The sequence below is a fragment of the Limnohabitans sp. INBF003 genome, from assembly GCF_055396645.1.
Map to the genome: position 1 here is coordinate 956,441 of NZ_AP029222.1, position 13,367 is coordinate 969,807.

At 57.7% G+C, this 13,367-nt stretch carries 13 protein-coding genes; 6 read left to right on the forward strand and 7 right to left on the reverse strand.

Annotated elements, in window-relative coordinates; all coding sequences use genetic code 11:
* The first annotated feature begins 18 nt into the window (after positions 1-18).
* From ACZ5VE_RS04625 to fabG, 5 genes are read left to right on the forward strand one after another with little or no spacing between them, the layout of a single operon-like run.
* Positions 19-621 (forward strand): class I SAM-dependent methyltransferase, encoded by a 603-nt coding sequence (locus ACZ5VE_RS04625; protein WP_464456874.1) that lies wholly within the window; start codon positions 19-21, stop codon positions 619-621.
* A 42-nt stretch (positions 622-663) separates the two neighbouring features.
* Positions 664-1,860, forward strand: a complete 1,197-nt coding sequence (locus tag ACZ5VE_RS04630; RefSeq protein ID WP_464456875.1) for a beta-ketoacyl-[acyl-carrier-protein] synthase family protein — start codon at positions 664-666, stop codon at positions 1,858-1,860.
* Positions 1,857-2,684, forward strand: a complete 828-nt coding sequence (locus tag ACZ5VE_RS04635; RefSeq protein ID WP_464456876.1) for a beta-ketoacyl synthase chain length factor — start codon at positions 1,857-1,859, stop codon at positions 2,682-2,684. The genes ACZ5VE_RS04630 and ACZ5VE_RS04635 overlap by 4 nt, the downstream gene beginning before the upstream one ends.
* Positions 2,678-3,112, forward strand: coding sequence for a hotdog family protein (locus tag ACZ5VE_RS04640; protein ID WP_464456877.1), 435 nt, complete (start codon positions 2,678-2,680; stop codon positions 3,110-3,112). Before ACZ5VE_RS04635 ends, ACZ5VE_RS04640 begins: the two co-directional genes overlap by 7 nt.
* A gap of 11 nt (positions 3,113-3,123) precedes the next feature.
* The gene (gene fabG / locus ACZ5VE_RS04645; protein WP_464457439.1) at positions 3,124-3,843 is read left to right on the forward strand and encodes a 3-oxoacyl-ACP reductase FabG; all 720 of its coding nucleotides are present in this window, start codon (positions 3,124-3,126) and stop codon (positions 3,841-3,843) included.
* Between the two features lie 51 nt (positions 3,844-3,894).
* Here fabG and ACZ5VE_RS04650 read toward each other — a convergent pair whose 3' ends face one another.
* Genes ACZ5VE_RS04650 through ACZ5VE_RS04660 form a run of 3 tightly spaced genes read right to left on the reverse strand, consistent with a single transcriptional unit; the run spans position 3,895 to position 6,652 of the window.
* Positions 3,895-5,097 carry a cation:proton antiporter gene (locus ACZ5VE_RS04650; RefSeq protein WP_464456878.1) on the reverse strand — a complete coding sequence of 401 codons (1,203 nt, stop codon included), beginning with the start codon at positions 5,095-5,097 and terminating at the stop codon, positions 3,895-3,897.
* A gap of 3 nt (positions 5,098-5,100) precedes the next feature.
* Entirely contained in the window at positions 5,101-5,868 is a 768-nt protein-coding gene (locus tag ACZ5VE_RS04655) for a glycosyltransferase family 2 protein (protein ID WP_464456879.1), read from the reverse strand.
* 4 nt (positions 5,869-5,872) lie between these two features.
* Complete coding sequence (locus tag ACZ5VE_RS04660) at positions 5,873-6,652, reverse strand: lysophospholipid acyltransferase family protein (protein WP_464456880.1); 780 nt, start codon at positions 6,650-6,652, stop codon at positions 5,873-5,875.
* Between the two features lie 309 nt (positions 6,653-6,961).
* Here ACZ5VE_RS04660 and ACZ5VE_RS04665 point away from each other — a divergent pair, with 309 nt between their 5' ends.
* Positions 6,962-7,786: an undecaprenyl-diphosphate phosphatase gene (locus tag ACZ5VE_RS04665; protein ID WP_464456881.1), complete on the forward strand. Its 825-nt coding sequence runs from the start codon at positions 6,962-6,964 to the stop codon at positions 7,784-7,786.
* 313 nt (positions 7,787-8,099) lie between these two features.
* Here the strand turns inward: ACZ5VE_RS04665 and ACZ5VE_RS04670 are convergent, their stop codons facing one another.
* Genes ACZ5VE_RS04670 through mutS form a run of 4 tightly spaced genes read right to left on the reverse strand, consistent with a single transcriptional unit; the run spans position 8,100 to position 13,364 of the window.
* Positions 8,100-8,909 (reverse strand): alpha/beta fold hydrolase, encoded by an 810-nt coding sequence (locus ACZ5VE_RS04670; protein WP_464456882.1) that lies wholly within the window; start codon positions 8,907-8,909, stop codon positions 8,100-8,102.
* Entirely contained in the window at positions 8,906-9,883 is a 978-nt protein-coding gene (locus ACZ5VE_RS04675; protein ID WP_464456883.1) for a hypothetical protein, read from the reverse strand. The genes ACZ5VE_RS04670 and ACZ5VE_RS04675 overlap by 4 nt, the downstream gene beginning before the upstream one ends.
* A gap of 6 nt (positions 9,884-9,889) precedes the next feature.
* Positions 9,890-10,717 carry a proteasome-type protease gene (locus ACZ5VE_RS04680; RefSeq protein ID WP_464456884.1) on the reverse strand — a complete coding sequence of 276 codons (828 nt, stop codon included), beginning with the start codon at positions 10,715-10,717 and terminating at the stop codon, positions 9,890-9,892.
* Between the two features lie 10 nt (positions 10,718-10,727).
* Entirely contained in the window at positions 10,728-13,364 is a 2,637-nt protein-coding gene (gene mutS, locus ACZ5VE_RS04685) for a DNA mismatch repair protein MutS (protein ID WP_464456885.1), read from the reverse strand.
* Positions 13,365-13,367: the final 3 nt, after the last annotated feature.

The following is a 13,367-nucleotide window of genomic DNA, read 5'->3' on the forward strand; positions in this document are numbered from 1 at the left end:
GATTGTTTTTTCCGAGAAATGCTCACGCGTGGTCTGCTGCCTGCGACCGGGCGTTATCTTGATTTGGGCTCCGGTCAGGGCAGTTTGTTTGCCTGGCTTTTGACGGCCCGCCAAGTCTATGAGCGCGGGCAGTGGCCATCCGATTTGCCAGTGCCCCCCAAGCCCGACAATATGCGTGGCGTGGAACTGATGCAAAACGACGTCGATCGCGCCGCCTTGGCATTTGACAAAGACCATCCTGTTGTTCGCATTGAGCAAGGTGACATGAATGAGGTGGATTTTGGCCGAGTGGACCTGGTCACTATCCTGGATGCGTTGCATTATTTTGACCATGCACACCAAAAGCAGGTGCTTCAACGCATACATGCGGCCTTGCTGCCGGGTGGTGTATTTTTGACCCGCATTGGAGATGCGAGCGCGGGCTTGCCTTTCCATTTTTCAAACTGGGTAGACCATGTGGTGACTTTTGCACGAGGTCACCGTTTGCCGCGTTTGTATTGCCGCAGCCTGGCTGACTGGACGCGTCTGTTGGAGGAGGTTGGTTTTTCAGTGGAAACCGACGCGATGAGCGAGGGCAAGCCTTTCGCCAACGTGATGCTGCTTTGCAGGGTTCGGGCTTGAATCCCAACTCCCATTTTTGATGAACTTATTTCAGGCGTTCAAGTGAAACCATTATTGTTGTCTGCTTACACCGCCACGACCTGTTTAGGACGGGGCTTGAAAGAAAATCGGAGTGCTTTGCGTGAAGGGCGAAGCGGTCTCAAACCCTGTGATTTTGAGTCCGTCCAATTGCAAACTTGGATCGGCGAAGTGTCCGGTGTGGATGATCAGGTTTTGCCTGTGCACTTGGCTCGGTTTGATTGTCGAAACAACCGGCTCACCCAAATGGGGCTGGAGACCGATGGTTTTGCCGATGCTGTCCGCGATGCGGCACTCAGGTATGGCGCGGACCGTGTGGGTGTTTTTTTGGGCACCAGCACTTCAGGAATTTTGCAAGCCGAGTTGGCCTACCGTCAACGTGCATCCGAGACAGGGGCTTTGCCTGATGCATTTGATTACCAATCCACACAGAACTCATTTTCCTTGGCTGAATTCACCAGGATCTATTTAGGCCTTGAGGGCATGGCCATGGCCGTGTCTACGGCTTGCTCTTCCAGTGCGAAGGTGTTTGCCGCTGCCGCTCGTCAGTTGGCGTTGGGAACGATCGATGCCGCCGTTGTCGGCGGTGTCGATACCTTGTGTTTGACCACGTTGCACGGTTTTGAATCGCTTCAATTGACATCGCCAAGTCCTTGCAAACCATACGATGCGATGCGAGATGGCATATCCATAGGCGAGGGCGCAGCCTTTGCTTTACTGGAACGTGTCACCTCTTCGGTTCTTGCCCCTGGTTCCGTGCTGCTGGTGGGCGTGGGTGAATCCAGTGACGCGCACCACATGTCTGCACCTCATCCCGAAGGCTTGGGTGCACGCCTGGCCATGCAAGCGGCCTTGAAGTCGGCGAATCTGTCTGTTGACGATGTGGGCTATATCAACTTGCACGGCACTTCCACCCCCGCCAATGATGCGGCCGAAGGGCAGGCCGTGATGGCCTTGTTTGGAGATCGTGTGCCTTGCAGTTCAACCAAAGGGGCCACGGGTCATACCTTGGGCGCGGCCGGTGCATTAGAGGCTGTGTTTTGTGCAATCGCCTTGACGGATGCGCACTTGCCTGGAAGCCCTGGCACTGAGCAGCTGGATCCCACAACGCCTTTGCAGTATCTGATGCAAAGCCGAGCTGAGGGCATTCGTTATGCCTTGAGCAATTCGTTTGGGTTTGGTGGGAGCAATTGCAGTCTTATTTTGGGAGCTTCAGCATGAGCGAGCACCACAGGGGGTCTTACGCAGCAGCGCCTTTGAAGGCCTGGATACAAGGCGTGGGCTTGATTGCGCCAGGGTTGCCTGATTGGCCGAGCGCCGTGGCTGTTTTGAACGGGTCTGCACCGTATTCTTGCGCCCCTTCCGTGTTGCCGGTGCCTGTCATCTTGCCACCTGCAGAGCGCAGACGAGCGAGCCGGGTGGTGAAGTTGGCGTTGGCATTGGGGCTGGAGGCGGCTCAGCATGGCCAGGCCGATGTATCGACCTTGGCCACGGTGTTCACGGCATCTGGTGCTGACGGGCACAACTGCGATGCCTTATGCGCGCAATTGGCGACAGAAGATCGCCAGATTTCGCCTACGCGATTTCACAACTCGGTACACAACGCTGCTGCCGGGTATTGGGGGATCGCCACACGGGCCATGGCCCCGTGTCAGGTGCTGTGCGCCTATGACGCCAGTTTTGCAGCGGGTCTGCTCGATGCCATGGCCCAGGTGGTACATGACCAGGTGCCGGTGCTGTTGATCGCGTATGACAGCGAATACCCGGAGCCGCTCTTCAGCAAGCGGCCTGTTCCCGACTGTGCCGGTGTTGCATTGCTGCTCTCCCCGGAACGCACAGCTCATTCCTTGGCGGGTTTACAGTTGCAGGCAACACGCCAATTGGCCGACACAATGAGCGATGTTGCCTTGGAGGGGCTGCGTACGCAGGTTCCTGCCATGCGTGCTTTACCTCTGCTGCAGTCATTGGCGTGCCGACAGACCGCCTCTGTTTGCCTTGATTACTTGGCACCCATGCAGCTGTTGCTGGAACTGAGCGCATGCTAGACCATGCATGGATCGCTGCCCACATTCCTCATCAAGGAAAAATGTGTTTGCTCTACGAGGTGGTGGACTGGTCAGCGCAAAGCATCGTGTGCCAAGCTATCAGCCACATAGCAGACGACAACCCTTTGCGTGCGCACGGGCGTTTAGGGGTGAGCGCAGGCATCGAATATGCAGCACAAGCCATGGCTGTTCATGGGGCACTGCTGGCCGATGCGCAGGCCGAGCCAAAGCAGGGTTATCTGACCAGTGTTCGTGGCGTTACTTGCCATGTGGATCGGCTGGATGATCTGCCGCAGGCGCTACAGATTCGTGCAGAGCGCTTGTCCGGAGACAGTCAACTCATTCTGTACCAATTCAGCGTGCGTCACGAAGAGAGGTGTCTGCTTGAAGGTCGAGCCACCGTGGTACTGGATGCGCAACAATTTTGAAAGAAAAAATCATGAAGTGTGCATTGATCACAGGGGGCAGTGGCGGCATCGGATCTGCTATTGCCCGGCGCTTAGCTCAAGATGGGTACCATGTGGTGGTTCACGCCAACCGTGGTCTTGACAAGGCCCAGCAAGTGGTATCAGATATTTTGGCGGCAGGCGGTAGTGCGGAGGCGGTGGCCTTTGATGTGACCGATCGCCACGCTTGTGCCGTAGCACTGCAAGCCTTGTCTGACCAGCGGCCCATTCAAATTTTGGTCAATAACGCAGGCATTCATGACGATGCGGTTTTTCCCGGAATGAGTGGTGATCAGTGGGATCGCGTCGTTGATGTTTCATTGAATGGATTTTTCAATGTGACTCAACCGCTGACCATGCCGATGGTCCGAAAGCGTTGGGGGCGCATTGTCAATATTTCCTCTGTGGCCGCGATTGCTGGCAACCGAGGGCAGGTCAATTACTCAGCTGCCAAAGGGGCTTTGCATGCGGCATCGAAGTCTTTGGCGCTTGAGTTGGCCAGTCGTGGCATTACCGTCAATGCGGTGGCACCGGGCATCATCGCCACCGACATGATTGATGGCAGCTTTGATGCCGACTTGATCAAAAAAATGGTGCCTATGCAGCGTGCAGGACGGGCCGATGAGGTGGCTGACTTGGTCGGTTTTTTGGTCTCCGATCAAGCGGCCTATATTTCAGGCCAGGTTATTTCCATCAACGGCGCCATGATTTGAGCCTTGCCATGTAAGCCTGAGATACCTGACCTCACACGGCTGCCAAAGGCCTCAAGCGCCTGTCGTTTGGCGCGTGAACCCCATTGCCCGCAGTTTGGGGGCCACAGCAGGCACAGTCAGCATGGTGCTGCCCACCGCCATGAGCAGCAGCGCGGTGAATGCGTCGTTTGTGATGATGTGCTTGTCGAGCAAAATGTTGGCAAAGATGATCATGATCAGTGCCTTGGTTTGAAGCAACCAGCCAATAACCGAGGCTTCCCCTTTTTGCCAGCCCAGTATGCGCCCTGCCAACCGTAGCCCCAACAGCTTGCCTGTGACGGATGCCAGGAGCAGCAAACCTGCCGCCAGAAAAACAGTTGCTCCGCCAACAGACCAAGCTGTTCGCAGTCCGGTTGACAAGAAGAAAACAGGCATCATCACGAGCAGCACATGGTGCCTGAGTTGGTCCATGTCGTTTTGGTTGAACCACTCGGCGTCCATGATGGCCCCGGCCAAAAATGCCCCCACCATGAAGTGCAGACCCGCCCAATCGGCCCCCAAGCTACAAATGGCGAGCCATATCAAAGCCACATACCACCGATCTCGTTCTTGCAGCCAACGCATGAGACGCCGGTAAAGTGCGCCTAGAACAATGAAAGCAAGCAGAAAGGCCACTTGCCTGCCAACGCGTTCCCAGTCCATCAAAATCAAGGCCAGAACGCCCCAGATGGCAATGTCATCCAAGCTGGCATAGCGCAACACGCGCTGTCCCAGTGGGTGTCTGAGCAATTGCAGCTTTTCCATCAGAAGGATCAATATGGGAAGTGCGGTCACCGCGCAGGCCATGCCTATGCCCAGCAGGAATTGCCAGTGCATAGCACTTGTGCCCATCCATCCATCGGTTTGCAGCATGATCGCTGCGGCGCCACAACCGAACAGCAAAGGTGCACCCATGGCCAGACCCGCCGTGATGCTGCTTTCGCGCCGGTGTTTCCACGCCTGACGAAGGTCCAGCTCAATGCCTGCAATCATGACGAAAAGCATGACCGCCCAGCGAGCAATGCCGTTGAGTGATTCCGTCACCGCTGAGGTGAAAACAAATTGATAGTAGTCAGGATAGAGCTTCCCGAGCATTCCCGGCCCCAGCAAGATGCCTGCGATGATTTGCACCACCACAAGGGGGGCGTAGTAATCGGTTTTGAATAGACGCCAGACCAGCCAAGGTACAGTAAAAATGACCGCCATGGCGATCAGGAACAATTCTGCTGTGGACATCAATCAAGCCTCGCGTGGTAACAATTTTCGCCATAACAATATGGGCAAACGTGCAACGAAACCCACAAACAGACGTGCATGCATCCAGGTCAGTAGCGTGTTGTCACGCAGGTATTTGAAGTGGGAAATGCCGCCTTCTTCGCTTGACAAATAACGCACCGGGGCATCCATGTTGACTGGGCGCACACCCGCCCAGCACAGGCGAACGACCGCCTCAGGATCAAAGTCAAAGCGGCGCATGAATGGGTTTTTTTGCATGATGCGAATCAGCGGCGCGATGGGGTAGACCCGAAAGCCGTAAAGTGAATCGCCAATACCCATCCACAGCGTTTCAAGATTGGCCCAGCCATTGGAGACCTTGCGGCCATTGACGCGCAAAGTAGGGGCTTCGGGGCCAAAGATCGGCTTGCCCAAGACCATGGTTTGAGGTCGGGTGATGGATGTCGCCATGAAGGCAGGAATGAGGTCTGCAGGGTGCTGGCCGTCAGAATCCATGGTCAGCACATGTGTGAATCCAGCTTGAGCAGCCAAGGTCATGCCGTGGAGAACTGCGGCACCTTTTCCTTGGTTTTTTGGCAAGACAATGATTTTTAACCCCTCGTCATTTTGGGCCATGGCTTGCAGCATGGGGGTGGTGCCGTCGGTGCTGCCATCAATGACCACCCACACCGGTGTCCATTGCGCGCGGGCGCTCTGCACGGTTTTCAGAACTTGGGGCCCTGGGTTGTAGCTTGGGATCAGGACAAGATGTGAATTGGACAGGTCGTTCATGGCATCAGGCTGCGGCATCACAGGTATGGTTTTGGCTGGGCAGCGTCTCGTGAAAGTGGGCTTGCAGTGATTGTGTGAACGCACCTGCGTCAGAGGGCGGGTCGAATCGACGACCCAGTCGGATACTGAAGCTCAGTGGCAAAGCTGGAGGACGCCACAGGGGCCAGTTTTTGCCAAGGTAGGCAGAAGAAAATTCGATCATCAGTGATTGAATGGGCACCCCGCAACGCTGTGCCATCAGGCCAACCACGGGCAGGCACGGCTCAATAGGGAAGTTACGGGTTCGTGTCCCTTCAGGAAATATCACCACTTGGCCTCCATGTGCTAGTACTTCGTTGCTTTGAAGAATCATGGTCAGGGGGACATCGTTGCGCACGTAACCCGCTAGTCTGGCTGCCGCACCAAACAAGAGGTTGTCCATCAGGCTTGATTTCATGACGCAGACAGCGTTGGGCAGACGCGATGTAATCAACACGGCATCGAGCAAAGACGGGTGGTTGGCCACAATGATCATGGGCCCTCGCTTGCTCAGAACATCAATGGCTGAAAGATCCAGACGACATGCACACAGGGTTTTCAGAATGCCCAAATAAGCCTGAAAACCCCATGTGATCACTCTGCGTCCTAACGCCTGCCCAATTCGGGCAGGTAAGACAGGATGCAGCACTGCTGCGAATGGCAGCCACGACAAACAAAGAACAACCAAGCTACCCAATCCGATGTGCATGGCAATAAATTCATACAGCGTCCACCCAAGGCTGTGAGGGGTATGGCGATCAGTCATTGAACGACACCAATTCCTGGGTGGGCATTGCGAGAATGGTGCAGAGAGTCCTTTTGACGTTGTTTCGGTGCTGTGTCATCAAGATACGGTTTTTTGTCAGAGTAATCGACACAGAATATTTCTGAGGAGTGCGGAACTGAATTACAAAATAATTTAATTATTTTAGTCGTGTATTGGACAGTTTTCCTTTTAAAGATCCCGTCACGGAAGCCTTTGAGGCTTGTGGCAAACCATTTGGTGGAGATCGATTTGGTCTGTGACATGTTGGCTGGACAGGGCGATAATCCGCATCAAATTTCAGGAGTGCCTGTGGATACCGTTTTGTTGCTCAAAGCCGCCGTGATGGGCTTGGTTGAAGGTTTGACCGAGTTTTTGCCGATTTCTTCAACGGGTCACTTGATCCTGGCCGGTTCCCTGCTCGGGCTCGATGGCGAAAAGGACAAGGTGTTTGACATCGCGATCCAGACTGGGGCGATCCTGGCGGTGATCATTGTTTACTGGCAAAAGATCAGCTCGACCATCAAAGCCTTGCCCCGCAGTGCCGATGCCCAGCGCTTCGCGTTCAATGTGTTCATCGGATTTGTGCCGGCCGTGATTTTGGGCTTGTTGTTTGGCAAGGCCATCAAGGCGAATTTGTTCACGCCGGAAGTGGTGGCCAGTACGTTCATCATCGGCGGCTTCATCATCTTGTGGGCAGAGCGCCGCCCGGCCAGCGCGGTGCGCATTCACGCCGTGGAAGACATGCGCGGGCGCGATGCACTCAAGGTGGGCCTGGTGCAGTGCCTGGCCATGATCCCCGGCACCAGCCGCAGCGGCGCGACCATCATTGGCGGCATGCTGCTCGGCTTGTCGCGCAAGGCGGCGACCGACTTTTCCTTCTATTTGGCCATTCCCACGCTCATCGGCGCGGGGGTTTACAGCCTCTACAAAGAGCGTGCTTTGCTCAGCATGGCCGATGCACCGATGTTTGGCGTGGGCCTGCTGGTGTCGTTTGTCAGCGCCTGGGTGTGCGTGCGCTGGTTGCTCAAGTTCATTGCAAGCAACAGCTTTGAGATGTTTGCCTGGTACCGGATCGTGTTCGGCCTGGTGGTGCTGGGCACCAGCTACAGCGGTCTGGTGACCTGGGCGGCTTGAGCTGCCTGGCTGTAGGCGCAAGCCTAAAAGACGGTTTCTGTCGTCGCCGAAAGAACAATCCGATCATGGGCTAGATGAGATAACTGTCATGGGCGAAAGCACAGTCCTGTCATGGATGAAAGCGCAGTTCTGTCATGCCCGACTTGATCGGGCATCCATGGTGATTAACGGATAGGGCTGAATTCGAACGCTGCTGGTGCACCCAGGTGGATACCCGGTCAAACCGGGTGTGACAGTTGTCACGCCGGGACGTGACAGTTGCCCTTCTGGGTTGTGACACGTCACCAGCCAGGGACGATTCGGCAAGAGGCGTTCAGGCCAATGCGCCTAGATTGCGCAAGCTGGCTTCAATCGCTGCTGCCGTCGCCAGAGGCTTTTCCATCGGAAAAAGGTGTGAGCCGTCGAGCATCATCACGCGGCCTTTGACCACCTGGTAGGTCAGTTCCTTGCCCGCTTGTTGCATTTCGGCCGAGTGCGTCCCGCCAATGAAGGCCACAGGGCATTTGAGCGGGTGACGTTTGAGCAGGCTGTCGAGTTTGTGCGGCAGGCTGTTGTAGATGGCAGTTTCCACCTCGCGATCAAAGCTGAGCACGCGCTGACCGTTGACGTCGTGTGTGCCGTGGTCAATGTAGTCGCGCAAAACCTGAGGGTCCCAGCAGGCAAAAGATTTTTTGTGCGCAAAGCTTTCCAGGGCTGCTTGCGCACTGGGCCAGTGGTTGCGACGCTTTTGGCTGATTCGCCCCGGCGACAGGGCCCCGATCAGTGGCGTGCGTTTGGCCAGCCCCACCGTGGTGGCGCGCCAGCCGCCCAGTACGGGCGAGTCGATCAGCAACACACCACGCGCCAGCTCTGGGTGACGGGCGGCGCACATCAAACTCAAAAGGCCGCCCAGTGAATGACCGACCAAAAAAGCGGGTTCTCTCGCACCTTGTTTGTCCCGCGCAAAGTCGGCCAGTTGCTGCACCAAATTTGGCCAGTTGTTGGTGACCGGGTACTTTGGATCGTGGCCATACATCTCCACCGCATCGACCTGAAAGCCGCGCTGGCGCAGGTTGTCGAGCATGACCCGGTAGGTGCTGGCCGGAAAACTGTTGCCGTGCGAGAAGACGATGCGATCGGTCATGGATTTTTACTGTTGGGCAGTGGCATGTTGTAAACCACCGTGTCATCTACAGCATAAAGCAGACATGTCTGCTTGGCTCTTTCTGCACAGCGTGAGAGAGCTGATTTCACGGCCTCATCGTTACCGGAGTTCCAAGCCCAAAACTGTCTATCAGGTGCGACCGCAAATGCTTTGGGTGCTGTTGCAATCAAGTATTTTTGATAGTTATCGATACCCGTCTTCGGGTCAAGCGGGACTTTGCCGATCTCGTCTACTTTTGCATACCCTGATGCGAGCGGTTCTGGAGGAAAGTTTTGACGCAACTGTACTTGATCAGGACTGGGTTTGAGCGATAAATCAGTGATGACACCCTTTGTGAATGCGTTCGTTTGAAGCGCTTCGCAACCTAAAGGGCGCTTACTTTCTGTGCCTTGGCAAAAATAGGTTGTGGGCAGTTCAGTTGCACGTTGTGGCATGAATGCAACCATGCCTTGGGCCAGTGGAATGTTGATCCATTGATTGACCAGGGCTTCGTCGGCTTTGCCATCTGAATGTTTGACAATCCACCGGAACAGCCCCTGATCTTGAACACTTCTTGAGTTCAGCTGCCCTTGGTTGTTGTAGTGGCCGTGAAATCCTACAAATGTTTTCTCGGGCGAATAGTCGTCTGAAAAGTAACGCTTGATCCCGCCGAGAAACATCCGAGAGCATGATGAGACGCAATAACCGGATACGCTGGTTTCGATGCGCTGCTCTCGAAAAATTTCACCAACGCGATACCCCGTCCAAGCATCGCCACCCCAGGAGTTTCTGAGAACGACGTGCTGAATTGTTGGCGTTTCTTGCAGAATATTCTTCAGTTTGACAAGGTCACCTGTGACCACTGCCCCGGACATGACCAATGTGTGCCCATGGCGTTGAAATTCCATACCCAAAGCATTTGAGAAATTGAAGCTACTCAGTGTCAATAACACCAACCAAAAGAAGCGGCTCATGGTTGCTCAGATCAACTTCTCTTCGGGCGTGGTGATCTTCTTGAGCAAGGCGTTGCGCACTGGCGGCACCATGAGCGGGATGTCGGTCGCGCCGCCGTTCCACATGGGGTCTTCGATGCTGTCGAACATCTGGCGCAGTTTGTCGCCCCAGCTTGAGCGCAGCATCTGGAAGTAAGGGTTGTGCTCGTCGATGCACATGATGCGCTCGGTTTGCAGACTGCCCGCTTTGTAGACCACCATGTCCAGCGGCAGGCCGACCGACAGGTTGGATTTGAGGGTCGAGTCCATCGACACCAGCGCACATTTGGCGGCTTCGTCCAGCGGGGTGTCGGGGGTGATGACACGGTCGAGCACGGGCTTGCCGTATTTGGATTCGCCGATCTGGAAGTAAGGCGTTTCGTCGGTGGCTTCGATGAAGTTGCCGGGCGAATAGACCTGGAACAGGCGCATGCCTTCGCTGCCAATTTGGCCGCCAAAAATCATGGACACGTTGAACTCCACACCCGAGGCGCGCAGGGCCGCAGCGTCGCGCTCGTACACACGGCGCACGGCCGCACCCAGCACGCGGGTGGCGTCGAACATGCTCTTGGCGTTCCAGATGGTCAGTGGCTCGTCCTGGCCGGGTTCGACCAGTTTTTCGATCTGCAGCACTTCGCGCACCGATTGCGAAATGCTCAGATTGCCCGCCGACAGCAGCGTCATGAAACGGTCGCCTGCTTTCTCATAGACGATCATTTTTCGGAAGGTACTGATTTGGTCGAGCCCCGCATTGGTGCGTGAATCGGACAGGAACACCAAACCGGCGCGGGTTTTGACGGCAACGCAATAAGTCATGAATCAAACTTCAATTTTTGGGCAGCAGGCGCTGCAAGGCATACAGGGCGTCGAGCGCTTCGCGGGGGCTGAGCGCATCGGGGTTGATCTGGGCCAGTGCCGCCTCCACAGGTGAGGGGCCTGCTGCTTCGGCCTCGGGCGGCGCGGCAAACAAGTCCACCTGTTGGCGGCTTTCAGCGGCACCGGCCTCCAATGCGCTCAGGGCATGGCGGGCGTGGCTCAGCACAGCCGCAGGCATGCCCGCCAGGCGCGCCACCTGCACGCCATAGCTTTTGCTGGCGGGGCCGGGTTGCAGCTCGTGCAAGAACACGATGGACGCGCCCGATTCGGCCGCGCTCACATGCATGTTCACGGCGGCGGTGTGCGTGGCCGGGAACTCGGTCAGCTCAAAGTAGTGCGTGGCAAACAGCGCAAAGGCCTGCGTCTTGTTGTGCAGGTGGGTGGCGATGCCGCTGGCGAGAGCCAGGCCGTCAAAAGTCGAGGTGCCGCGCCCGATCTCGTCCATCAGCACCAGGCTGTGGGGCGTGGCGCTGTGCAAAATTTGCGCGGCTTCGGTCATCTCCAGCATGAAGGTCGATTGGGCGTTGGCCAGGTCGTCGGCCGCGCCGATCCGGGTGTGGATGGCGTCAATCGGGCCGAGTCGGCAGCGGCTGGCGGGCACATGGCTGCCGATGCTGGCCAAAAGCACGATCAGTGCCACCTGGCGCATGTAGGTCGATTTACCGCCCATGTTGGGGCCGGTGATGATCTGCAAACGCTGGCGCGGGCCGAGCACCGTGTCGTTGGCGATGAAGCTGGCCCCCGACATTTCGGCCAGACGCGCCTCGACCACCGGGTGCCGACCCTGGCGGATGTCGATGCAAGGTTCTTTGGCAAATTCGGGCGCGCACCAGTTCAGGGTGAGCGAGCGCTCGGTCAGGGCGCACAGCACGTCGAGTGAGGCCATGGCTTGGGCCAAAGCGGTGAGCGCGGGCACATAGGGCTGCAGCTGGTCGAGCAGACCTTCGTAGAGCCACTTTTCGCGGGCCAGAGCCCGCTCTTGCGCCGACAAGGCCTTGTCTTCAAAGGTTTTCAGCTCGGGCGTGATGAAGCGTTCGGCGTTTTTCAGGGTCTGGCGGCGGCGGTAGTCGTCAGGCACCTTGTCGAGCTGGCCTTGCGTGACTTCGATGTAAAAGCCATGCACCTTGTTGAACTGCACGCGCAGGTTGGCGATGCCTGTGCGCTCTTTTTCGCGGGTTTCCAGGTCGAGCAAGAAGGCATCGCAGTTGGTCTGGATGTTGCGCAGCTCGTCCAGCTCGGCGTCCAGGCCGTCGGCGATCACGCCGCCGTCGCGCACCAGCGCGGCGGGCTCTTCGAGCAGAGCCATTTGCAGCAGCTCGGCACAATGCGTGGGCGGCGTGAGCCAGCGGGCCATGCCAGCCAGCAGGGTGCCTGACTCGGGGTTGAGGGCTTGCAATTGAGTTGACAGCGAAGCCGCACGCACCAGCGCATGCCGCAGGGCCACCAGCTCGCGCGGGCGCACCTGACGCAGCGCGGTGCGGGCGGTGATGCGCTCCACATCGCTTGCGCCTTTGAGTTGTTCGCGCAGGCTGCTCCAGGGGCCTGCGCCGCTCTCGCCGCGTAAAACGGCCTGGGCGTGCAAACGGTCAATGGCGGCTTGCCGGTCACGCGGCGGGCTGAGCAGCCAGTTGCGGAGCAAGCGGCTGCCCATGCCGGTCATGCAGGTGTCGAGCAGGGCAAACAGCGTGGGCGAGTTGGCTGCGCTTTCGCCGCGCAGGGTTTGCGTCAGCTCCAGGTTGCGGCGGGTGCTGGCGGGCAAGTCAATCAGTGCGTCCGAGTGCTGCACCTGCACCCGCTGCACGTGCGGCAGGCTGCGGCCTTGGGTGTGCTCGGCATAGGTCAGCAGGGCGGCAGCGGCGGCGTGGGCGTCGGCCAGGGCCTCGGCGCTCCAGGCGGCGAGGGATGCGGCTTGCAGTTGTTCGAGCAGCTTGCGTTGGCCCAAGCCCGCGTCAAATTGAAAATCAGGCCGCAGGGCCAGGGCCCAGCTGCCGCGCCCGCCGGTCTTGAGGGCGCGCAGCTTTTGCTCAAACGTGGCCGTCATGCCTGCGCTGGCCAGCAGTTCGCTGGGGCTGATGCGGTCCACCCAGTCGGCCAGCTCGTCTTGCGCGCATTCGGCCAGGTGCACCACACCTTGCGTGACGCTCAGCCAAGCCAGGCCGCAGCGGTTTTTGGCGGCTTGGTGCACGGCCAGCAAAATGGCTTCGCTTTTGTCGGGCAGCAGCTCGGTGTCCGTGAGGGTGCCGGGGGTGACCACGCGCACCACTTTGCGCTCGACCGGACCTTTGGCCGTGGCCACGTCGCCCACTTGCTCGCACAAGGCCACCGATTCGCCCAGCTTGATCAGCCGGGCCAAGTAGGTCTCCACCGAATGGAAAGGCACGCCCGCCATGACCACCGGCTGTCCGGCTGACTGGCCACGCCGCGTCAAGGTGATGTCGAGCAGGCCAGCGGCTTTTTCGGCGTCGGCAAAGAACAACTCGTAAAAGTCGCCCATGCGGTAGAACACCAGCGTGTCAGGGAACTCCGCCTTGATGGTCAGGTACTGGGCCATCATGGGGGTGTGGGCACTCAGGTCGAGCGCTGACATGGC